Source organism: Streptomyces sp. NPDC054813 (assembly GCF_053611365.1).
Genome location: NZ_JBSHAF010000012.1, coordinates 33,903 through 56,706 on the forward strand (window position 1 = coordinate 33,903; position 22,804 = coordinate 56,706).

The window sequence follows — 22,804 nt, forward strand, 5'->3', positions numbered from 1 at the left end:
CCCGGGGCAGCGATGGTGCATCGGCTGCCCCGGGCCGTCGCAATCTGTGCAATTTATAGGGGTTTTCACGCCTCTAGATCGGTTTTCAGGGAGAATTCGGGATGGGACTCACCGCCAGGATCCGCACCCGGGACGGATGGGCCGTGTCGCACGCGGTCGTCACGGTGACCGACATGACCGGCACGCAGGTGCTGCGCGTCGAAGCGGACGACGAGGGCACGGTACGGGACCCGAACCCGCTCGCGCCCGGGGCGTACACCGTCATCGTCACCGCCGTGGGCTACGCGCCCGTCGCCTCCAGCGCGATCGTCACCGCCAGCGGCCGTGCCGAGATCGGCAAGATCACGCTCGCCCGGCAGGGCGGCACCGAGCTGCCGCCGCCCGGCCCGTGGACCGCCGACCCGGCGCACTCCACGGTCGCCGCGGTCGCCCAGCACCTGGGCATCTCCAGCGTCCGCGGCCGCTTCACCGACTTCACGGCGGCCATCGAGATCGCCCCCGACGACGTCGCCAAGTCCCGCGTCCAGGCCGTCATCCGGGCCGCCTCCATCGACACCGGCAACGGCATGCGCGACACACATCTGCGCTCGGCCGACTTCCTGGACGTCGAGCGGTACCCCGAGCTGACGTACACCTCGACGGGCCTCACGGCGGCCGGCTCCGACCGCTGGACGGTCCACGGCGAGCTGTCCATGCGCGGTGTCGTACGACCCGTCGACCTCCACCTCGCCTACCTGGGCACCGGCGCCGACCCCTGGGGCGGCACGCGGGCCGCGTTCCGCGCGACGGCCGAGCTGCACCGCGAGGACTTCGCGATGAACTACAACCAGGTCGTCCAGGCGGGCATCGCGGCCATCGGCACGACCCTCAAGGTCGAGCTGGAGATCCAGGCGGTGCAGGGCGAATCCCTGCCGCAGGCGTAGGCACAGCAGGGACAGGCAGAGGCAGGCGGGGCGGGTCCCGTCGGCCTAGGCTGACGCCATGGCACCGAACATCGCGACGAACACCGCCGTCTCCCTCGACGAACTGCTGGACTTCGTACGATCCCGCCACCGCGCGATCCTGCTCACGCGCCGCGCCGACGGCAGCCCCCAGGGGTCGCCGCTGACCTGCGGGGTCGACGACTCCGGACGGATCGTGGCCTCCACGTACCCCGAGCGGGCCAAGACCCGGAACGCCAAGCGGGACGAGCGGGTGAGCGTGATCGTCCTGAGCGACGACTGGAACGGGCCGTGGGTCCAGATCGACGGCAGCGCGGAGGTGATCGACTCGCCGGAGTCGGTGGAGCCGCTGGTGGAGTACTACCGGAACATCGCCGGGGAACACCCGGACTGGGACGAGTACCGGGCGGCGATGCTGAAGCAGGGGAAGTCGATCATCCGGGTGACGCCGGAGAAGTGGGGGCCGGTGGCCACGGGCGGGTTCCCGGCGCGTTTGGCTTCGCCGGAGGCCTAAGGGGTGGGGGTGCGGGTCGGTCGGCGGGTGCGGGTGGATTGTGGCTGGTCGCGCAGTTCCTCGCGCCCCTCAGGTGGGTCGAATCACCTTCGCCTCAATGCCGGCGATCAGCAGATCCAGGGCGAAGGTGAAGTCCCTGTCCAGCATCTCGGCCACCGTGTCGCCGCCCCTCGCAGCCATGAGGTCCTTGGACTCCTCGATGATCCGGGCCGTCGCCGGGGCCTCGGTCACCGCGGTCATCGCGGTGCTGAAGTACTCGTCCGGGGTCATGCCGGCCGCTGCCACCCGCTCGGCGAAGTGGCCCTCGATCGTGCCGTAGCCGTAGACGAACTGGAAGACGGCCGAGATCGCGCCGGTCACCCCGTGTGCGGGCAGGCCGGCGCGGCGGACGACCTGCTGGACCACGCGGGAGAAGGCCAGTGAGTGGGGGCCGATGTTGAGGTACCGGCCGGCCAGCGGGGAGAGCCAGGGGTGACGGACCAGCAGCGCGCGGTACTCCGTGGCCAGTGCCCGCAGTTGCTCCTGCCAGTCGCCGTCGGCCGCCTCCGGCAGGCGCAGTTCACCGAAGGCCGCGTCGAGGGCGAGTTCCAGCAGGTCGTCCTTGGTGTCGACGTACCAGTACACGGACATGGCGGTCACGTTGAGCTCGGCCGCGAGCCGCCGCATGGAGAACTTGTCGAGCCCGTCGGAGTCCAGGAGCCGGACGCTGACCGAGGTGATGCGCTCACGGTCGAGCCCGGACGGCTGACCGCTACGGCCGCCCTTGCGGGCCTTCTCCTCCAGCCACACACTGGCCCGCGCCATCACGGCCTCCTCCTCGACGATCACTTCCCAAGATGCTACGGCCGCAACGCCCCTGGAAGGGGCGCGGGACCGAGTCCGATATGCGGCTCCGCCGCGTGGGCGCGACCAGCCACAAACCACCTGCACCCGCCGCTGGACATGTACCCCCTCCCCCTCAGGCGACATTCCTCTCCGCCCGACGAAGAAGTCCCGCCGCCACGAACCCCCCGACCACCACAGCGACCGCCCCCACCGACTGCCCGGCCCCCAGCCCCGCCGACAGCGACTTCCCCGACGCCACCGACGCGCTCAGAACCGCTCCCAGCACGGCCACCCCCAACCCGTTCCCGAACTCCGCCAGCGTGCCGTTGATCCCGGCCCCCACCCCGGCCTTCTCCGGAGGAATCGCGCTCATGATGGCGTGCGCCATGGCCGGGTTGGCGATCGCGCACCCCGCTCCGATCAGCAGCAGACCGAGCAACGTGCCGCCGTACCCGCTCGAGTCCAGTACGGCGATGGACACCAGCCCGAGCGACATCAGCAGCATCCCCAGGGCTATCGCCACCGGCGTACCCAGCTTGGCAGCCCACCTGGCCGACAGGCCGCTGAAGTTGAGGGCGACGACCGTGAGCGCGAGCGGTGCCGTGCGCAGGCCGGCCTCCAACGGGCCGTAGCCGAGGACGAACTGCAGGTGCTGGGTGAGCAGGAAGAGCGCGCCGCCCATGCCGAAGGTGATGAGCACCGCACCGGCGACGGCACCCGTGAAGCGGCGGTCCCGGAAGAAGTGGGGGTCGAGCATGGGGTACGGGATCCGGTTCTCCCAGTACGCGAACACGGCCAGGACCATCACCGCCACGCCCCCCGTGACCAGCACCCGCGCCGACGTCCAGCCGTGCTCCGGGCCGGAGATGATCGCGAAGACCAGTGCGGCCATGCCGATGGTGGAGAGCAGCGCGCCGAGCAGGTCGGGGCGGTCGCCTTGCGGGTTTTTCGACTCGGGGACCAGGACGACCACCGCCGCCAGGGCCAGCGCCGCGACCGGCAGGTTGATCAGGAAGATCGCGCCCCACCAGAAGTGGTTGAGCACGAACCCGCCGATCAGCGGCCCGGCGGCGAAGCCCAGCGCGTTGACCGCGCTCCAGATGCCGATGGCCTTGGGGTGTTCGTCGGGGGTGAAGATCTGCATCACCACGGCGAGGGTGGTGGTGAGCAGCAGGGCGCCGCCCACGCCCATCCCGGCCCGCGCGGCGATCAGCTGGGCGGTGGAGCCGGCCAGGCCCGCGGCCAGCGAACCCGCGCCGAACAGGACGAGTCCCGTGATCAGCATCTTCTTGCGGCCGATGGGGGTCCCCCCACGCCCTTCGGGCAGTGGGGGAGGTCGGCCGCGCTGCCGGCGGTGAGCAGCAGGCCGGACTGGACGAGCGAGTACGCGTTGATCATCCACTGGATGTCCGCGGTGGCCGCGTGCAGCTCCCGGGTGAGGGAGGGGATGGCCACGTTCAGAACGGTGTTGTCGAGCAGCACGGTGAGCTGCGCGAGGCAGATCACACCGAGGATCAGCCAGCGCTGGGGGTGGCCCTGAGAAGTCATGTTCTACACCGTAAGGGGATTCCCATACGGTGTAGAACGCAGTTTTCCCCGGCGCACGCGAGAGGGCGGTGGCCGAAACCACCGCCCTCTCGCCGATCAGGCAACCGTCAGCTGCTGCTCGCCTTCTGCGTCAGGTCGTAGAAGGTGGACGAACCGACCGTCACCTTCTTGAAGTTCTTCTCCACCCACGAGGTGATCTGCGAGGACGTGCCGCTGCTGCTGCCGCCCATGCCGCCGCCGGTGCCGGACGAGATGAAGTAGTGGATCCTGCCGTCCGCCACGTATTCCTTGAACTGGGCCAGCGTCGGGGACGGGTCGGTGCCGTTGAAGCCGCCGATCGCCATCACCGAGTCGTCGGTGGCCAGCTGGTAGCTCGCCGCGTTCTGGGCACCGATGGCCGCCGCGGCCCAGGTGTACTTCGAGGCGTCCTGCTCCAGCAGCTTCTTGGCCTCGGAGGTGACGGTCGCGCCGTTCAGCAGGCCGCCGACGCCACCGCCGCCGCCCATGCCGCCGCCTTCGCCCAGCTGACCGCCGCCGGGGAAGCCGTTGCCGTTCTGCGTGCTTCCGTTCCCGTTCTGGCCCTGACCCTGCTGGTTCTGGCCCGGCATGCCGCCGCCGGTGCCACCGCCGAAGCCGCCGGTGCCGCCGGTGCCGCCACCCGGGAAGCCGCCCGTGCCGTTCTGGCCCTGCTGGTTCTGGGTGTTGCCGTTGCCGTTCTGGCCCTGCTGGTTCTGGCCGAAGCCACCGCCTCCGCCCATGCCGCCCCGGCCGCCGCCCCCGCCGGGACCGCCGCCGAAGCCCATCATGCTCGCGCCCGCCGGGCCCGCCGTCGGGATGGAGCCGGTGTGCGCGGAGTCCACCGTGCTGAGGGTGTAGGCCGTCGGGCCCGCCAGCGCGGCCACCAGGCCCACCGCGGCCGCCCCGAGGGCGAGTTGACGGCTGATCCGGCCCGCGAAGATCAGGCCGAGCGCGGCGGCCAGACCGCCGATCAGGACCAGCCACTTCAGCCAGGGCAGGTACGTGGAGGTGCGGTTGAGAAGGACGTAGCCCCAGACCGCGGCCGAGACCACGGCGGCGGCGAGGGTGATCGACGCCCACAGCTCGGCGCGCTTCTCCCACAGCAGCCCCGCGCCCATGCCGACCACCGCGGCGATGTAGGGGGCGAGGGCGATCGTGTAGTACTGGTGGAAGATGCCGGCCATGTAGCTGAAGACCACCATGGTGATCAGCAGCGAGCCGCCCCAGACCAGGAACGAGGCCCGGGTCACCGAGGTCCGCTTCAGCTTGCGCGTCGCCACCAGGCCCGCGACCAGCAGGATCAGCGCGGCCGGGAGCAGCCAGGAGATCTGGCTGCCGATCTCCGAGTTGAACATCCGGTCCCAGCCGGTGGCACCCCACTGCCCGGAGCCGGTGCCGCCGCCACCGCCGCCGACGCTGCCGGTCTCGTCGCCGCTGAGACGGCCGAGGCCGTTGTAGCCGAAGGTCAGCGACAGGAAGCTGTTGTCCTGCGAACCGCCGATGTAGGGGCGGGAGGAGGCCGGCCACAGCTCGACGATCGCCACCCACCAGCCCGCCGAGACGATCAGCGCGCCGGTCGCCAGGGCCAGCTGGCCGATCCGCTTCTTCAGCGTGTGCGGGCCGACGGCCGCGTACACGAAGGCCAGCGCCGGCAGGATCAGGAAGGCCTGCAGGGTCTTGGCGAGGAAGGCGAAGCCGATCGCCACGCCCGCCCACACCAGCCACTTCGTCTTGCCGTCCTCGACGGCCCGGACGACGAAGTAGCAGGCCAGCGCCATCAGCAGGGCCAGCATCGCGTCCGGGTTGTTGAACCGGAACATCAGCGCCGCGACGGGGGTGAGCGCCAGCACGGCGCCCGCGATCAGGCCGGCCGCGGGGCTGAACCGGCGGCGCACGGAGGCGTGGACGACCGCGACCGTGCCGACGCCCATGAGGACCTCGGGGCCGAGGATCGTCCAGGAGTTCAGGCCGAAGATCCGGGCCGCGATCTCCATCGGCCACAGGAACGCCGAGGGCTTGTCGACGGTGATCGCGTTGCCCGCGTCCAGCGAGCCGAAGAACATCGCCTTCCAGCTCTTGGTGCCCGCCTGGACGGCGGCCGAGTAGAAGGAGTTGGAGTAGCCGTTGACGCTCAGGTTGTAGAAGTAGAGCACCGCGGTGACGAGCAGCAGGCCGAGGAAGGCCGGGCGCGCCCAGCGGGGGTCCTCGGGGCGGCCGCGCCAGAGTCTGCGGGCGAAGGGCTGCTTGGGCTCGCCCGAGCCCGCCTGCGGCACCGGCGTGGCCGGGACGTCCTGGACATCCTGGCCGTTCGGCGCCTGCCGGGGCGCCGGGGGAGCCTCGGAGGCCGGACCCCACTGGGCCGGACGGTCGGTGTGGGTGCTGCTCATCGGGGATCCCCCGGATCGGTGTCATGGGGGCGCACCGGCTGCAACTGCATGGTGGCGTCCCTCCAGGTGCCGTCCGCGGCTTCGCCGGCGCGGAGTCGGGTGGTCGTGGTGGCGCCCTGGGCGTAGGGCTGGTGCGTCGGGCGCTGCGGGAGCGGGCCCTGCGGCTGGTGTCCGCCGGAGGCCGTGGTGTACGTCGGCGACGACGGGTTGTGCGTGGCCACCACCGTGGAGGAGTCCTGCCGGCTGCCGTCGCGGTCCGGGAAGACCCAGGCGCGGAAGAGCAGGAAGCGCAGGACGGTCGCGGCGAGGTTGGCGGCGACCAGCACCGCCAGCTCGGTGGAGTGCGCGGGGTCGCTGCTCGCCGCGTTCAGGGCGGCGAGCGAACCGCTGGTCAGCGCCAGGCCGATACCGAAGACGACCAGGCCCTGCGCCTGGTGCCGGACCGCCCCGCCCCGGCCGCGCACCCCGAAGGTCAGGCGCCGGTTGGCGGCCGTGTTGGCCACGGCCGACACCAGCAGCGCCAGCGCGTTGGCGATCTGCGAGCCGGAGAACTGCCGGAAGAGGCTGTACAGGACCAGGTAGAAGAGGGTCGACAGGGCGCCGACCACGCAGAAGCCGACGAGTTGGCGGGCCAGGCCCTTCGGCACGTCCTGGATGTCGCGGTCGCGCGGGTCGTCGCCGAACGGGCGGGCGACCCGGTCCAGCGGCAGCGACCCGGTGGCCAGCGCCTTGCCGACCCGCCACACGCCCTTGAGGTCGTCGGTGGCCGTCTTCACGATGTGCACGGTCGAGTTCGGGTCGTCGACCCAGTCCACCGGCACCTCGTGGATGCGCAGGCCCGCACGCTCGGCGATCACCAGCATCTCGGTGTCGAAGAACCAGCCGGTGTCCTCGACCATCGGCAGCAGCACCTGCGCGACATCGCGCCGGATCGCCTTGAAGCCGCACTGCGCGTCCGAGAAGCGGGCCTGCAGCGAGCCGCGCAGGATCAGGTTGTACGAGCGGCTGATGAACTCCCGCTTGGCGCCGCGCACCACGCGCGACGAGCGGGCCAGCCGGGAACCGATCGCCAGGTCGGAGTGGCCGGAGATGAGCGGCGCCACCAGCGGCAGCAGCGCGTTCAGGTCGGTCGACAGGTCCACGTCCATGTACGCGAGGATCGGCGCGTCCGAGGCCGACCAGACGGTCCGCAGCGCACGGCCGCGGCCCTTCTGCTCCAGCCGGAACGACTTGACCTCGGCCAGCTCCGCCTCGAGCCGCTTCGCCACCTGGGGGGTGGTGTCCGTGGACGCGTTGTCCGCGATGGTGATGCGGAACGCGTACGGGAAGGTGCGCTTGAGGTGGTCATGCAGTCTGACGACGCATGGGCCGAGGTCCTTCTCCTCGTTGTAGACGGGGATCACTACGTCCAGGACAGGCGTACCGGCGTCTCCGGCCGGGAGGTGCTCCCGCGCCGGCAGGGTGCCGGGAGAAGAGTCGGTTCGCATGGGAACGACTCTGGTCAAGCGCCCTGTTGCACCCATGTGGTGGCACTGTGCTGTGCCTGTGAGTGCGATTGCCAGTTCGTTTCGGGGGCCGGCTGGGGAGCCGCCGGGGCAAGCGCGGGGAGATAGAGGGTGAACACCGTGCAGCCGGGAACGCTGTCCACGGTGACGGCACCGCCGTGCGCGGAGGCGACGGCCTGCACGATGGCGAGCCCCAGGCCGGTGGAGCCGGTGGACCGCGACCGCGCGGAGTCGCCGCGCGCGAAGCGCTCGAAGACGTGCGGCAGCAGGTCCGGCGGAATGCCCTGCCCGTTGTCCTCGACGTCCACGCACATCCACGGGCCGCGCCGCTGGATACGGGCGGTGACGGTGGTCCCCGGCGGGGTGTGCTTGCGGGCGTTGCCGAGCAGGTTGACCAGCACCTGCTGGATACGGGCCGCGTCGGCGGCCACCAGGGCCGGCTCGTCGGGCAGGTCAAGCCGCCAGTTGTGGTCCATGCCGGCCGCGCGCGAGTCGCTGATGGTGTCGACGACGAGCGGGATGAGGTCGGTGTGCTCGAACTGCAGCGGACGGCCCGCGTCCAGCCGGGCGAGCAGCAGCAGGTCCTCGACGAGGAGGGTCATCCGCCCCGCCTCGGACTCGATACGGCCGAGGGCGTGCCGGGTGTCGGGCCCGACCTCCTCCCGGCCGCGCCGGGTCAGTTCGGCGTAACCGCGGATGGAGGCGAGCGGGGTGCGCAGCTCATGGCTGGCGTCGGCGACGAACTGCCGTACCCGCATCTCGCTCTGCTGGCGGGCGTGCAGCGCGCCGTGCACGTGGTTGAGCATGCGGTTGAGCGCGGCGCCGACCTGGCCGACCTCGGTGTGCGGGTCGCACTCCGCCTCCGGGACCCGCTCGCTGAGGTTGACCTCCCCGGTGTGCAGGGGGAGTTCGGAGACGCGGGTGGCGGTGTTGGCGACCCTGCGCAGCGGGCGGGTGGCCACGCCGACCATGACGGTGCCGGCGAGGGAGGCGGCGATCAGGCCGGAGAGGGTGAGGCTGATCTCGACGATGATCAGGGTGTTGATCGTGCCGTCCACGTCGGAGGTCGGGATGCCGACGTAGAAGGTGCCGTTGTTGCCCTTGACGTACTGGGCCTGGTACGTGCCGAGGCCCGGGATGTCGACCGTGTGCGGCCGCTGGTCCTGAGCGACGGAACCGAGCGCCTTGATCTGGGCCTCGGTGAGGCTCTCGGGGGTCATCTGGGTGTAGCCGGCGGAGTTGTTCTCCTTGGTGCCGACCTTGCCGCTGGTGATCGACCCGTTCTCGACCTGGGCCGCGATGGTCTTCTGCGGCTGCGGCCCCTGGGTGACGAAGTCGCCGAGGGTCTTCGGCTGGTTCGGCTTGAGCTTGTTGGCGTTGCCGGCCGCCGGCGGGCTGCCCTTGCCGTCGAAGCCGCCCACGGGCCCGCCGGCCGCACGCAGTGCCACCTCGCGCAGGTTGCTGTTCAGCTGCCCGTACAGGTGGTCGCGGAGCACGAGGGTGGTGACGGTCCCGATCACCGCGCAGACCACGGCGATCAGGGTCACGGACACGACGACGAGCCGGGTCCGCAGGGTGCGCGGCTGTCCCGCTCGTCGCTTCTGCGCACGCGGCCGTCGTCGCCCGCTCATGACGCGGCGGGCTTGATCAGGTAACCGGCCCCACGCCGGGTGTGGATCATCGGCTCCCGGCCGGCGTCTATCTTCCTGCGCAGGTACGAGATGTAGAGCTCGACCACGTTGGCCTGCCCGCCGAAGTCGTAGGACCACACACGGTCCAGGATCTGGGCCTTGCTGAGCACGCGCCGCGGGTTGCGCATCAGGAAGCGCAGCAGCTCGAACTCGGTGGCGGTGAGGTGGATCGAGTCCCCGGCCCGCGAGACCTCGTGGCTGTCCTCGTCCAGGGTGAGGTCGCCGACGACGAGCACCGAGTCCGACCGCCGGTCGGCGGCGCCGGAGCGGCGGATCAGCCCGCGCAGCCGGGCCACGACCTCTTCGAGGCTGAAGGGTTTGGTGACGTAGTCGTCGCCGCCCGCGGTGAGACCGGCGATCCGGTCCTCGACCGCGTCCTTCGCGGTGAGGAACAGCACCGGCACGTCGGGCAGCTCGCGCCGCAGGCGACCGAGGACGGTGAGGCCGTCCATGTCGGGCAGCATCATGTCGAGGACGACGGCGTCGGGCCGGAACTCCCGGGCGGTCTGGATGGCACCCGTGCCGTCACCCGCACTCCGGATCTGCCAGCCCTCGTAACGCAGGGCCATGGACAGGAGTTCGGTGATCGACAGCTCGTCGTCCACCACAAGCACTCGGACGGGGCTCCCGTCCGGCCTCAGCAGTTCGGTGCGCCCCTGGGGCGAGGTCGTGGTCATGGTGGACACCTTGTCGGGGTCCTCTGAGAACACGCTTTCACTAATCTGTGATTTCCCTAAGAAACACACAGGCGCCTCTCAGGGAACACCTGGGAATCCCCTCACGTACGCACGAACTCGTGACCGCGCCCGCCTGCGGGCTGTGCGGATCATGTACGTCCGGTGTGCGACCCGGCCCGTCGATGAAAGCCCGATGAACCGCTGATGAGAGCGTACCGGGGCGGCCGGCAGGGCGCCTGTCGGGTGGATTCGTGCGGACCTCGGCAGGTCCCCCCGGGGGGCCTTCTCGGGTGTTCCGCACGGGTCAGAACAGACCCTCCTGGGGTGCGGTGAACTCCCGCACGGGTACGCCGAGTTCACCCTCGCCCCCCGCACCGACGGCGGTCAGTTCCCACCCGGGCAGCAAGCGCGTGTCGAGGACGACGACCCCGCGCCGGGTGGCGAGATGCAGGTCCGGCCCGGCGGCCGCGACGAGCTCGCCGCTCACCACGCCGCCCGGGACCAGCTCGACCACCTCTCCGACGGCGGCGGGCGCTCCGTCAAGGCCGAACACCCGCACGTGGTCGACGACTTGGCAGGGCTCGGGAACGAGCGCCTCGGGCCACGCCCCGAGCGCCAGGGCCCGCGCATGGAGCACGACGACCTCGGCGGCCCGCTCGGTGTCGCTGCCCGGCAGGGCGGCCCGTACGACGCGCTTGTCGCCGTAGGGGATCCGGTCGGGCACCCTGAGCGCGGCCCGCAACAGTTCCTCGGCCCGCCGCGCGGCCATCAGCGGCCCGGCACCCAGCCAGCTGAAGCACACGGCCCCCTGCTCCAGCAGTCGCGCCGACCCGCGCTCGACGCCGGTGATCCCGACCTTGACCATCCCGGGCCCGAACCACGCCAGATACACGTGGTACGGCCGAGGATCATCGGCGATGCCGTCGGCCGCCACGGAGTGCGCCCGGTCCAGCCGGCCGCACTCCTCGCAGCGGGCGCCGGTGCTCCGCCCGGAGACAGAGGCGTGTACCGCGCAGGGGTGCCCACGCGCCCCCACGCACTCCCGCCCACCTCCGTCGGCCGCCCGGAAGGCGACGCGCCTGCCCGGCCCGAGCACACTGCGCCGCCCGCCGCTCCACACCAGCACGGGCCCGTCGTCCGACCACCGCAGCCCCGAGCATTTCCACACCTGTGCCATCACTCGCGAGCGTAGAGGGCGGCACTGACAACGGGGCGGAGCCGGGGCCTCGGCGGTGGGTGCCGGCTCCTGGTCAGCCGCCGGTCCGGGCGGTGGCCGGCTCGGCCTCCCCGGTGGTGGTCACCGGCTCCAGCACGGACCCGGTACGTCGTCCCCGGCCCGCGAGCCGGCACCCCACGCATCCGGAGTGGCCGTCGCGTGCGCCGGTGTCCCGTACTCCGAGGGCCCACTGCGCCCGGGATCGGGGGCCGGGCGGCTTGCCCCAGCCGGCGAGGTGCAGATACCAGGTGACCAGGATGCTCGCGGCACCCACCGCGCCCCCTGCGACCAGGGCGGGGACCGAGACGGCACACACCCCCCACCCCAGCAGACCGCTTCCGACGGTCGCGATCGCGGTACCCGTCCACCCGGCGACCGTGTGACCTTCGTCGTGCAGACTCACGTACCCGCCTCCCCTTCGTAGGCAGCGGAACTTCAATGGCAGCAGAGACCCGACGTCCGACGCGAGGACGACTAGAATCCCTCACTGTCTAAGAAATTTACCCTCTACATCTCTCATGCGCTAAGGGAATCGGCGAATCTCCGAGAATCGACGGACCTCCAGGGATCCGCGACCCCCCAACGAATCGGGAACGACCATGCACGGCAAGCCGCGACCGCCCGCGGACCCCGCCCGCGCCCTGGCCGCGATGGACCACCTCATCGCGGCCCATGTGATCGGCCAGCAGGAGCTGGCCCGGCGGCTCGGGGTCAACGTCACGGACCTCACCTGCTTCGGCTTCGTCCTGGAGGCGGGCGAGGACCTGCTGACGGCGGGCGACCTGGCCGCCCGTGCCCATGTGACGACGGGCGCGGTGACGGGCATCCTCAACCGCCTGGAACGCGCGGGTTACGTGACCCGGCGCCCCGATCCCGACGACCGCCGCCGGGTCAGGGTGGCCGCGGTCCCGGACGCGGTCAGCCGCGTCGAAGCGGTGTACGCCGGCCACTACAGACGCCTCACGGACCTGTTCGCCGACTACACCCCCGACGAACTGGCCACCCTCACCGACTGGTTCACCCGCGCGACGAATCTGGCCCACGAATACCTGGAACGGCTGAACCACAACGAGTCCGAGGCGTCCGGCGGCTCCGCGGGGCCGTGCTGAGTCCTCCCCCGGGTAGAGCAGCCGCATCCACCCGTTTTCCACCCTGCTTCCACCCATGGGTCCAAGTGCCGGACTGGTCCGGAACCGGATAGTCGAGGCATGACGATTTCCGACTGGATCATCGATGTGGCGCTCATCCTCGTGGTCATCAGGCAGATGCGGGAGGAGAGGCTGACGGCCTTCAGGCTGCTGCTGCCACTGGGCCTGATCACCTGGGTGGCGACCAGCTACCTGCACGACATCCCGACCGCGGGCAACGACCTCTCCCTCACAGCGGCGTTCGCCGGGATCGGCATCGCCTGCGGCGTGGCCGGCGGCCTGCTCACCCGGGTCCGCTTCGCGGACGGGCACGTCCGGGTCAAGGCGACCCTGGGCGCGGCGGCCCTGTGGGTACTCAGCATGGGCTTCCGCCTGGGCTTCGCGATCTGGACCTCCCACCCCTCCGGCGAGACCCGCATAGCCCACTTCTCCGCCACCCACGACATCACCAGCGGACAGGCGTGGGTCGCCGCCCTGGTCCTCATGGCCGTCAGCGAGGTCGTCATCCGGTTGGGCATCATCGTCGTACGCGGCCAGGCCCTCCGCGGCCGCGAGCGCACCCGCGTCCTCACCACGGCGTGAGCCGCGCCCAACCTCCCCCCGCGGGCCGTCCGACCTGCCCCGCCCGCTGTCAAATCCCTGTGTTAGGTTGCGCCCCTTGATCGTGAGGGTTATGTGGGGGGCTTTCATGAAGTCGGCACGAATCTCGGTGCCAACCGCCGCAGCACTGCTCCTGGGACTGACGACCGTCATAGGTCCCGGCGCGGTCGGCTCGTACGCGGCGTCGTCGGACACACCGCTGCCCATCGCGCACTTCGCGCACCTGGTCGTGGACGCCCCGCACGGGCACCTGTTCATCAGCGGCGGCGCCGGCACCGACGGCATTCTCGTCACCGACCTCGACGGCGGGAACCCGACGCTGATCGGCGACGAGCCGGGCGCCACCGGCCTCGCCGTCTCCGCCGACGGGTCCGCTCTGTACGCGGCTCTCCCGGGCCAGGACGCGATATCGGTGATCAGCACGGAGCAGCTGACCGAGTCGGCTCGTTACGCCACGGGCGCGGGCACCCGTCCGGACTCGCTGGCCGTCGCCGGGGGCACCCTCTGGTTCGGCTACGGCACGGCGGGCGCCGGCGGAATCGGCTCCGTCGACGGAGCCGGTACGGTCACTTTGCGGCAGGATTCCGGCACTTGGTCAGCAGCGCCCATGCTGGCGACGACCCCGATGCCCTCCGGCGTACTCGCGGCCGCCGTGCAGACGGGCGACACCTCCGCCCTCGTGACGTACCAGGCCGAGGACGGGGCCCTGACCCGCCAGGCCGCGAAGGAACTGCCGGTCCCCGACCTGAGCGACCTCGCGGTCACGGCGGACGGACAGCACGTGGCGGTGTCGTCCTGGCTGGGCGCGACCGCCAACCGGTACCGCACCTCGGACCTGGCGGTGGACGGGCGCTTCCCCGAGGCACTGGCAGGCAAGGCCGTCGCCGTGGCCCCGGACGGCACCCTGGCCGGCTGCGGCTGCAACTACGGGTTCGAGGCCTTCCCGGAAACCGGCACAGGCGTCTACAACCTCTACGAGATCAACGCTCCGCTGCACCTGGCCCCGCACGGCCTCGCCTGGGCCCCGGACGGCAGCCGGCTCTACGGCGTGGCCGTGGACGCCTCCGGTGGAACACCGACACTGCGGACAGCCAGTAACCCGGAGACCGCGTGGGTCAGGCTCGGCGGCAGACCGACCACCACCCCGCTCGCCCCCGGCGAGGTCTACTCGTTCCAGACGTACTTCGATTCGTACCTCTCGCTGAGCGCCGGCCAGACCCTGCTGCCGGGCACCGTACGGATCACCCGCTACGACGATGCCGACCCGGACGGCGTGCTCGTCCCGGACCCGACGACCACCCCGGCGAGCGTCGCCGACTTCTTCGGCTCCTACTACGTCGCCGGCACCGCTCCCCTCACCGGCCCGCTGAGCTTCCACGTCGACTACTCGGGAAGCGGCCACTACGGCCCGGCCGCCCAGACCTTCACCGTCCCCGTCGCGAAGTACGCGCCCGCCATGGCGCTGACCGCTCCCTCCTCCTCCGGCCGTGCCGCACCACTGACCGTCACCGGTCACCTCACCTGGCCGCACGCGCATGTGAAGACGGGCGCGGTGCACGTCGTCAAGACCGACCTGGCGCACCCCTCCGGCTACTCGGCGGGCACCGTCTCCGTCGCCGCCGACGGCACCTTCGCCTTCCACGACACCCCGCAGGCCGGCGGCACGAACACCTACGCCTTCACCTACGACGGCGGCACGTCCTACCTCCCGGTCACCGCTTCGGCGAAGGTACAGGTCTCCCGGGCCACACCCGCCCTGACCGTGACGACCGACGCGAAGTCGTACCACTCCGGCGCGACCGTCAAGGTCACCGCGCACCTGGGGACCACGTACAACTCCCGCACCGTGACGCTGTACGACCAGCCTGCGGGCAAGCCTCGGGCACAGCTCAAGAGCGGCAAGGTCGACGCGCACGGGAACCTCGTCACGGCGTACAAGGTCACCCGCAACACCGTCTTCAGCGCCGCCTTCGCGGGTGACTACCGCTACGCACCTCGCACGGTCACCACCGGCACGACCCTCACACCCACGGTCCGCACGGAGCTGCAGTACCCGTGGAAGACCACCCGCATCGGCTCCACGACCTACCAGGTCTTCTACAAGTCCGAAGTCAACATGGGCTTCGACGTCCAGGTCAGGCCCAGTCAGGCCAGCGGCTGCGCCTCGGTGTACATCGAGCACTACTACTCGGGGTCCTGGCACCAGGCGACCTCGAAGAGCTGCGTCCCCCTGTACTCCGACGGCTGGTACGGCTACGCCCGGGCCCTCAAGCTCTTCACGAGCAACGACCACTACCGCATCCGCGCCCACTACACGCCACCAGCCAAGGGCGCCCAGACCAGCAGCGTCTGGACCGGGTGGACCTACCTCACGGTCCGCCCCGGCAGCCCCTCGTAAGCCCGAACCTCGCGGCTGCCCCGCCCCGCCCCAACGCCAAAGGCCCCGGACGAACCCGGGGCCTTTGCTGTCGGTTGCCGGCGTGGCCGCTCGCGAGGTGGCCGTCGAACCCGACCGCTAGGCAGCCTTGGGCCGCGCCGCGGGCGTGCCCGGGGCGGGCTCCTGCGCATCCTCGGACCAGGAGATCTCGTCTTCTCCGAAGTCCGGAGCCTGGAAGGGCATGGTCGTCGGAGGCGGCGAAACGGCGGTGGAGCGGCGGGGTTGCCCTTCCACGGCGGAGAACAGCGACGTCGAGTCGATGAGAGGTCTGCCTTTCGTTACAGGTCCCTGACGGGACCCGGCGTGCCGTGACCGGGCACGACGGTCCTACAGTTTGGTCATCTTGGCGTACGGGCTCAGGATCCGCATTTGCGCCGAACCGAAGTCCACGAGCGCTGCGGTTCCCTCTTCGATGCCGATGACCCGGCCGAGTCCGTACACGTCATGGGTGACCTGATCGCCCATGGCGAAGTGCTTGGGAGCCGGTGTGACCGGGGCCTTGAAGGGGCTGGTAGGCAGATGACGCTTCGGCGCCGCAGGCTTAGTCATGGCTCAGTATGAGCCCACGCGGAGCCCGTTTCGCTGTGGCCGTCGGCACAGATCCAGACGTGAACAATCGCATCATGCCACTGACCTGGTGTTTCCCGCTTAAATCAGGCGTCTGTATCTGGCACGGCCGACGCACGAACCTCTGTCCGGACAAAGGGGACGTTCCGGTACAGCCGTCGGCTCATGTCAGCGTGCGAGGTTCCGCTCGAACCAGTGGTGCGCGTACCGCTCCGTGTTGAATGCCTCGACCTCCACGAATCCCGCGGTCTCGTAGAGGCGTCTGGCCTCCGCGAGCGTACGGTTCGTCTCCAGTCGTAGCGCCTCCATCCCGCGGGTGATCGCTTCGTCCGCGAGACGCTCGAGGATGCGGCGGCCCAGGCCGAGGCCGCGAACGTCCGGGGACGCCCACATCCGCTTCACCTCCGCGATCCGCGTCGTGGGGTGAAGCTTGAGCGCCCCGCACCCCAGCGGAGTGCCCTGCGCGCTCGCCACCAGAAGCAGTCCGTCCGGCAGCGTCATCTCCTCGTCGCTCGCGGAGAGGCTGTGGGCGGGGTCGAAGCCGGTGTCGAACCGTCGTCCCAGCTCCTCGAAGTAGGAGCGCAGGCAGTACCGGGCATCGGAGTCGCGTGGGTCCGTGATCTCGATCCGCACCTGTGAGGCCAGCAGCAGCCGCTCGACCTCCGTCATCGCCGCCGCCAGGCGCCCCCGCTGGCTGTCGGTCAGTGGGTCGAGGATCGACTCCGCAAGTCCGTCCGACGCGCGGTCCAGCACCGCCCGCTCCGTAACGCCGGTCCGGGTGAGACGTACCTTCCGCACCCGCCCGTCGTCCGGGTCCGGGTCCGTGGTCACCAGGCCGTCCGACTCCAGCCGCCGCAGTTGCCGGCTCAGGTACCCGGAGTCAAGGCCCAGCCGGGACCGGAGAACGCGCACCTCGGATCCGTCGGGTTCGATCTCCCACAGGAGCCGCGACAGGCCGAGTGAACGGTCCCGCGACAGGTATTCGTCGTTCAGTGCACCGACCCGCTGCGTGACCGCACGGTTGAACCTGCGCACCACATCGATCTGCTCTCGCTCCATTCTCTGACAGTAGTCAGAGAAATCTGGGGAAGCGAGGGCACTCAGGACCTGCTTCCCGACCACAAAAACGCAAGAGGCCCCGGATCTCTCCGGGGCCTCTTGCCTGTGTGCACTCGGCAGGATTCGAACCTGCAACCTTCTGATCCGTAGTCAGATGCTCTATCCGTTAAGCTACGAGTGCTTGTTCTCTTGCTTTTTCGTCTTCGCTTCCGGCCCTTCCGGCCCGCCCGCGGCGACAGGAAGAACATTACATGACTGCCGCCGCCATGTGAAATCCGTTAGGTGCACCCCTTGTGACCTGCGGAAACGTCAAATATCGGGGGTCCTGCACGCACCGGCTGACCGGCCGTCGCGGCGGCGCGCCCGACGCTCCGGGCCACCGAGGCCCGACGGGAGCGGCGGTGATCACCAAACAACTCAGGGAGCCCAGACCGAAAATGGTCGGGCTCCCTGAGTCAGGTGCGGAGGCGGAGGGATTTGAACCCTCGATGGGATTGAAGTCCCAAACCGCATTAGCAGTGCGGCGCCATAGACCGGACTAGGCGACGCCTCCCGCACAGCCGCCCGCGCGAGCGCGAGTGGTGCGTGCAGATGATGACACAGTCGAGCGTGCTGTCACCAATCGGCTCCCACGGTACTAGGCAGCCGGGCCGCAGGGCAAAGCCCTTCCGGCCGTCGGGGGCGCGGCGCAACGTCCGGGCCGCCGGCGCGTTGGGCAGGGCATGTCTCACTTCGCCGTGCGCGGCGCCCTCGGGGCCGTCGCCGCCGTTCTCGGATCCCTCCCCGCCCTGCACGCCTCCGCCGCCACCGCCGACCAGGGCGACCACCTCACCGTCACCGTCCTGCACGCCGGGGACAGGCGGGACGGGACGTACGAGCTGTCCTGTCATCCCGGCGCCGGCAGTCACCCGGACGTGGACGGGGCCTGCGAGGCGCTCGACCGGAACACCCGCTGGGGACGCGACACCTTCGCCCCGGTCGCCCCCGGCACCGCCTGCACCATGCTCTACGGCGGCCCGGCCACCGCCCATGTCACCGGCACCTGGGCCGGCCGCCCGGTCGACGCGACCTACGACCGCAGCAACGGCTGCGAGATCGGCCGCTGGAACCGGATGGTGCCGCTGCTGCCCGACCTGGGTTCATGAGCGCCGGGCTCGTCGAGTTCCCGGAACCCGGGCACAGCGGCCCGCCCGCCCGTGAGGCGATTCGGCCATCAGGAAGGCACAGCCGTTTCGTGGTGGAGGCCCCGATCCCGTAAAAGTCCCGCGGAGGTACGGCGGAGGTGAGGTGTGTCGGGCACATGTTCGCCGTCACTTCGTCGTGCGACCTCCCTCTCATCCGGCGTCGTGAGCGCAATCGGTGCCTTTAGACTCCCTCGCGTGACACGCCGCGGGCCGGTTGGCAAGATGGCCCGAGCGGTCGGCAAGGTGCGGTAACAGGGAGGAAGCGTCTCGTGAGCAGCAGGCCATCCCGAGGCGCTGCTCGCCTCGCAGCCATACTCGATGCGCTGCCGGACGCGTTGGTGCTGGTCAACGCCAACGGGACCGTCGTCAACGCGAACACGATCGCTCTGGAGGCGTTCGAGGCACCGGGTACCGCGCTGGTCGGGCGAGGGCTGCTGGATCTGCTGCCGCAGTTCGACTCCCGGCTCATCCCGGGGTCCATGCGGCGGCCCGATCACATGGATCCGCGCGGGCGGACCAAGCCGACCCGGATGGTGGCGCGGCGGACCGACGGCTCGGAGTTCCCGGTCGAGGTCACCAGCGCCAACCTGGAGAACGGGCAGCAGGCGTACGACGGTTACGGCTACGGCGCCGACGAGCTGCTGATGCTCGTCGTGCGCGACCTGACCGGCACCGTGGACACCGAGGCCGAGCTGGCCCGCTCGCAGCGGCAGACCGAGATGATCCTGCGGGCCGCCAGCGAGGGCGTCGTGGGGACGGACACCGACGGGCGGATCGTGCTCGTCAATCCGGCCGCCGCTCAGATACTGGGATACCGGGCCGGTGAGCTGGGCGGCAAGGAGCTGCACAACCTGGTGCTGCACGCGCGCGCGGACGGCTCGCCCTTCCCGTACGCCGAGTCGCCGCTCGCCGACACCCTGCGCTCCGGACGCAAGCACCGGGTGCGCGGCCAGGTGCTGTGGGCCAAGGGCGACAAGAAGGTGCCGGTCGATCTGACGACCGCACCGGTACGCGACGGCGACCAGCTCGTCGGCGCCGTGATGACCTTCACCGACCGGCGGCCGTACGACTCCCTGGCCGAGGAGAAGGACACCCAGGAGAAGGCACACACCGAAGAGCTGGAGCGGCTCTCCGAGGAGCACGCCTCCGACCTGACCGCGCTGCGCCAGAAGCACGTCACCGAGGTCGAGGAGCTGCGCGAGCGGCACGCCGAGGAGCTGGCGTCCGGCGAGGAGCGGTACGCCGCCCTCGGCGAGCGCGAGAAGGACCGGTACGAGGCCCTCCACGGTCGCCACGAGCAGCTGCTGACCCTGCTCGCGCAGTCGCTGCGCGGCCCGCTCGACGAGCTGCGCCGGGAACTGGCCGCGCTCGCCGCCGACGACGCCGGGCAGCTGTGGCCCGAGGCCAACCAGGTGCTCCACCACCTCTCGGCCGGTTACTCGCGCATCACCCAGCTCATCGACAACGTGCTCGGCTACCAGGCACTGGACGCCGGGACCGAGGACATCAACCGCACGAAAGTGATGCTGGACGCCGTCGTCGCCGCCGGTGTGGACGGGGCGGTGGAGCTGATCGGGCCCGGCCGGGTCCAGTTCGCCGTGCACGCGCCGCCCATCGAGGCCGAGGTGGATCCGCAGCGGCTCGCCGTCGCCCTCGCGCATCTCGTCGCGGACGTGGCGGGTGTCGACGCGACCGGCAACGCGCCCGTCTCCGCCGGCGGCTACATGGACAACACCGTGGTGGTCGCGGCGGCGCAGCGCGGTGAGGTCGTCCGTATCGAGGTGCGCGGGCCGTACCCCGGGGGCGACCCGGTGCACGAGCCGATCGTGCGCGGGATCGTGCGCGCGCACGGCGGTGTGCTGCAGACGCACGAGGTGCCCGGCATGAGCGGAAGCGCGTTCGTCCTGGAGGTGCCGATCGGGGGCGGCGCCGGGGCCGTGCCCCCGCCGCCCGGTACGGCGGTGGCCATGATCCCGGCCGCCGACGACAGCGGTGCCGGTGGGCGGCGGCGGGCCCGGCGGTCCTCCGTGGACGCCTTCCTGGAGAGCGACGCGCCCGGCGGCGAGGCCGCCGACGGCGAGGCCCCGGCCGTGGCGCCGACCGGGCGGCGGCGCCGGCGTGCCGCCGAGGCGGCGGCCCTGGAGAGCGGGCCCGCCGCGATCGAGAGCGCCGCGAGCATCGAGAGCGCGGAGTCGGCGTCCGGTGGTACCGGGCGGCGGCGCGGGCGCCCGGCCGACGTGGGCGGCGGCGAGGACGCGGCGGTCGCCGGGATCGCCGGTGTCTCCGAGGGTGCCGTGGTGACGGCGGCCGAGCAGGGCGCCGGTACGGCCGCCGCGGGTACGGGGCTCGGGGGCACCGTTCCGCCGCAGGGCGTGCCCGCGCCGGCGGCGGGGCGACGCGCCCGGCGTGAGCCCGACGAGCGGCAGGCGCTGCCGCCGGCGCTGCCCGCGGCCGCACCCGCTGCCGCGGCCACGCAGGACGACGAGGCACAGCCGAGCGGGCGCCGGCGCCGGGCGCTGGCGGCTGCGGCCGAGCGGGCGGAGCAGGCCGAGCAGCAGCAGGCGGGCCCCCGCCCGGTCTTCGCGCTGCCGCCCGCCGAGGCCGACCGCGCCCCCGAGCCGGTCGCGGTGGCGGGCGAGGAGGGGCGGCACGACGCCGTGGCGCACGACCAGGCCGAGGACCACACCCCGCCGCAGCCGCACCCCACCAACGCGCCGACGGGCCGCCGTCGACGGGCCGTGGGCCAGCCCGAGGAGGCCGCGCCGGCCGTTGTGCCGACGGTGCCCGCACAGGCGAGCGCGCCCGGCCAGCCCAACCAGCCCGGTCAGTCGGTACCGCCGGGGCAGCTTCCGCCCGGGCAGCCCGGGCAGGGCATCCCGGCCCAGGCCGGGCCCGCGGCCCAGGTCGCCGCGCCGTCCGGCATCCCCGTCACCCCGGCGGCCGCCGGTCAGCAGCCCGTGCCGGCCGGTCAGCCAGGCCAGCCGGTTCCGCAGGCGCTGCCGGGCGCGGCCGCCGTGCCGGCGCAGGCACAGCAGCCACAGAGCCCCGCTCCGGTGGCCCCGGGGCAGCCGGTGCCCGCGCAGCCCGCCCCGGCCGGCGCCCAGCCGCTGCCGGCGGAGGCCGCGCCCGTGGCCCCCGTACCGCAGCAGTGGCCGGGCGGCGCCGACGCAGCGCCCGCGGCCGCCGCTCAACCCGCGCGTGCCGCGCAGCCGTTGCCCGCCGAGGCGGCGGCGACGCCCGCGCCGCCCGACCCGGACTCCACGCAGGGCCGGGCGTTCAGCGTGCGGACGCTGGGGCAGGGAGTGCCGTTCTCACGGCAGGCCGCACAGGTGCAGCAGCCGACGGCGACCCCGCCCCCGCACCAGCCGGGCGGCAACGGACGGCGCCGCAAGCTGGGCACGCGCAACGAGCAGCAGCAGCCCGAGCACGCCGCCCGGCCGCATCCGTCGGCCGAGCAGCCGGCGGCCCAGCCGCTGCCCCAGCCGTCGCTGGCCGGGCAGTCCCGGCTCGCGGGTGCCACCGAGGGCGCCGGACGGTCGTACGCGATAGGCGCACCGGACGTGAACGCCGCCGAGGGCCCGGAACCGCTGGACGGTCCGGGCGGGGCGGTCGAGGTCGCGGATCCGCCGCGCCCGCAGCCGATGGACGACGAGCTGCCCCCGGAGCCGCTGGACAACCCGCGCCGGCTGCTGGTGTGGCCCGCGCCGGACGTCACCACCCAGCAGGCGCTGAGCGACCGCGGCTACCGGCCGGTGATCGTGCACTCCCGTGAGGAGGTCGACGCGCAGATCGCCGCGTTCCCGGCGGCGCTGTTCGTGGACCCGCTGACCGGGCCGATCACGCGGACCGCCCTGCAGTCGCTGCGGCAGGCGGCGGTGGCGGCCGAGGTGCCGGTGATGGTCACGGCCGGACTGGGACAGGCGACGCGCGAGGCGGCGTACGGCGCCGATCCCGCCGTACTGCTGAAGGCGCTCGCGCCCCGGGACACCGAGCAGCATCCGCCGCGGGTGCTGCTCATCGAGGAGCACGCGGAGATCGCCCTCGCCCTGACCGCGACGCTGGAGCGGCGCGGGATGCAGGTCGCGCGGGCCGCGAGCGACGCGGACGCGGTGACGCTGGCCGGGCAGTTGCGGCCGAACCTGGTGGTGATGGACCTGATGCAGGTGCACCGCGGCCAGGCCGGCATCATCGACTGGCTCCGCACCAACGGGCAGCTCAACCGGACGCCGTTGGTCGTCTACACGGCGGCCGTCGACCAGGCGGACCTGCCTCGGTTGGCGTCCGGTGAGACGGTGCTGTTCCTGGCGGAGCGGTCGACGAGTTCCGAGGTGCAGGACCGGATCGTGGATCTGCTCGCACGGATCGGGACGAACTGAGGAAGCGCCGTTCGGGGAACTGTCGTCGTCGGCCGCGCGTTGACCGTGGCTGATCGCGCCCACGCGGCGGTAGCCGCATAGCGAATACAGCCCCGCGCCCCTTCGGAGCGC

General features: G+C 71.7%; 16 protein-coding genes, 2 tRNA genes and 1 pseudogene. 7 read left to right on the top strand and 12 right to left on the bottom strand.

Going from position 1 to position 22,804, the window contains the following annotated elements; all coding sequences use genetic code 11:
• The first annotated feature begins 101 nt into the window (after positions 1–101).
• Together ACWGJB_RS24570 and ACWGJB_RS24575 are read left to right on the top strand one after the other, a co-directional pair.
• Complete coding sequence (locus ACWGJB_RS24570; RefSeq protein ID WP_453382266.1) at positions 102–923, top strand: YceI family protein; 822 nt, start codon at positions 102–104, stop codon at positions 921–923.
• 58 nt (positions 924–981) lie between these two features.
• Positions 982–1,455, top strand: coding sequence for a PPOX class F420-dependent oxidoreductase (locus ACWGJB_RS24575; protein WP_453382267.1), 474 nt, complete (start codon positions 982–984; stop codon positions 1,453–1,455).
• Positions 1,456–1,524: 69 nt separating this feature from the next.
• Here the strand turns inward: ACWGJB_RS24575 and ACWGJB_RS24580 are convergent, their stop codons facing one another.
• From ACWGJB_RS24580 to ACWGJB_RS24615, 8 genes and pseudogenes are all read right to left on the bottom strand, one after another.
• Positions 1,525–2,259, bottom strand: coding sequence for a TetR/AcrR family transcriptional regulator (locus ACWGJB_RS24580; protein ID WP_453382454.1), 735 nt, complete (start codon positions 2,257–2,259; stop codon positions 1,525–1,527).
• A 154-nt stretch (positions 2,260–2,413) separates the two neighbouring features.
• Positions 2,414–3,828: pseudogene (locus tag ACWGJB_RS24585) on the bottom strand (MFS transporter).
• A 107-nt stretch (positions 3,829–3,935) separates the two neighbouring features.
• Entirely contained in the window at positions 3,936–6,233 is a 2,298-nt protein-coding gene (locus tag ACWGJB_RS24590) for a glycosyltransferase family 39 protein (RefSeq protein WP_453382268.1), read from the bottom strand.
• Positions 6,230–7,720: a glycosyltransferase gene (locus ACWGJB_RS24595; protein ID WP_453382269.1), complete on the bottom strand. Its 1,491-nt coding sequence runs from the start codon at positions 7,718–7,720 to the stop codon at positions 6,230–6,232. Before ACWGJB_RS24595 ends, ACWGJB_RS24590 begins: the two co-directional genes overlap by 4 nt.
• 14 nt (positions 7,721–7,734) lie before the next feature.
• On the bottom strand, positions 7,735–9,369 hold the full coding sequence (locus ACWGJB_RS24600; RefSeq protein WP_453382270.1) for a HAMP domain-containing sensor histidine kinase: 1,635 nt from the start codon (positions 9,367–9,369) through the stop codon (positions 7,735–7,737).
• Positions 9,366–10,106, bottom strand: a complete 741-nt coding sequence (locus ACWGJB_RS24605; protein WP_234491525.1) for a response regulator transcription factor — start codon at positions 10,104–10,106, stop codon at positions 9,366–9,368. The genes ACWGJB_RS24600 and ACWGJB_RS24605 overlap by 4 nt, the downstream gene beginning before the upstream one ends.
• Before the next feature lie 304 nt (positions 10,107–10,410).
• The gene (locus tag ACWGJB_RS24610) at positions 10,411–11,283 is read right to left on the bottom strand and encodes a DUF2797 domain-containing protein (RefSeq protein ID WP_453382271.1); all 873 of its coding nucleotides are present in this window, start codon (positions 11,281–11,283) and stop codon (positions 10,411–10,413) included.
• A gap of 73 nt (positions 11,284–11,356) precedes the next feature.
• Positions 11,357–11,725 (bottom strand): HGxxPAAW family protein, encoded by a 369-nt coding sequence (locus ACWGJB_RS24615; protein ID WP_453382272.1) that lies wholly within the window; start codon positions 11,723–11,725, stop codon positions 11,357–11,359.
• A gap of 196 nt (positions 11,726–11,921) precedes the next feature.
• Between ACWGJB_RS24615 and ACWGJB_RS24620 the strand changes: the two genes are divergently transcribed.
• The 3 genes from ACWGJB_RS24620 (at position 11,922) to ACWGJB_RS24630 (ending at position 15,468) form a co-directional block, all read left to right on the top strand.
• Complete coding sequence (locus ACWGJB_RS24620; protein ID WP_453382273.1) at positions 11,922–12,431, top strand: MarR family winged helix-turn-helix transcriptional regulator; 510 nt, start codon at positions 11,922–11,924, stop codon at positions 12,429–12,431.
• Between the two features lie 99 nt (positions 12,432–12,530).
• Positions 12,531–13,052 (top strand): hypothetical protein, encoded by a 522-nt coding sequence (locus ACWGJB_RS24625; protein ID WP_453382274.1) that lies wholly within the window; start codon positions 12,531–12,533, stop codon positions 13,050–13,052.
• Between the two features lie 106 nt (positions 13,053–13,158).
• Positions 13,159–15,468, top strand: coding sequence for a YncE family protein (locus ACWGJB_RS24630; protein ID WP_453382275.1), 2,310 nt, complete (start codon positions 13,159–13,161; stop codon positions 15,466–15,468).
• Positions 15,469–15,834: 366 nt separating this feature from the next.
• Here the strand turns inward: ACWGJB_RS24630 and ACWGJB_RS24635 are convergent, their stop codons facing one another.
• The 4 genes from ACWGJB_RS24635 to ACWGJB_RS24650 form a co-directional block, all read right to left on the bottom strand.
• Complete coding sequence (locus ACWGJB_RS24635) at positions 15,835–16,056, bottom strand: hypothetical protein (protein ID WP_360481039.1); 222 nt, start codon at positions 16,054–16,056, stop codon at positions 15,835–15,837.
• A 186-nt stretch (positions 16,057–16,242) separates the two neighbouring features.
• Positions 16,243–17,133, bottom strand: a complete 891-nt coding sequence (locus ACWGJB_RS24640; RefSeq protein WP_453382276.1) for a bifunctional helix-turn-helix transcriptional regulator/GNAT family N-acetyltransferase — start codon at positions 17,131–17,133, stop codon at positions 16,243–16,245.
• 108 nt (positions 17,134–17,241) lie between these two features.
• A tRNA-Arg gene (locus ACWGJB_RS24645) sits at positions 17,242–17,314 on the bottom strand.
• Positions 17,315–17,595: 281 nt separating this feature from the next.
• Positions 17,596–17,686, bottom strand: a tRNA-Ser gene (locus ACWGJB_RS24650).
• Between the two features lie 169 nt (positions 17,687–17,855).
• Here ACWGJB_RS24650 and ACWGJB_RS24655 point away from each other — a divergent pair.
• Positions 17,856–18,278 (top strand): SSI family serine proteinase inhibitor, encoded by a 423-nt coding sequence (locus tag ACWGJB_RS24655; RefSeq protein ID WP_453382277.1) that lies wholly within the window; start codon positions 17,856–17,858, stop codon positions 18,276–18,278.
• A gap of 308 nt (positions 18,279–18,586) precedes the next feature.
• Positions 18,587–22,693, top strand: a complete 4,107-nt coding sequence (locus ACWGJB_RS24660) for a PAS domain-containing protein (protein ID WP_453382278.1) — start codon at positions 18,587–18,589, stop codon at positions 22,691–22,693.
• The last annotated feature ends 111 nt before the right edge of the window (positions 22,694–22,804 follow it).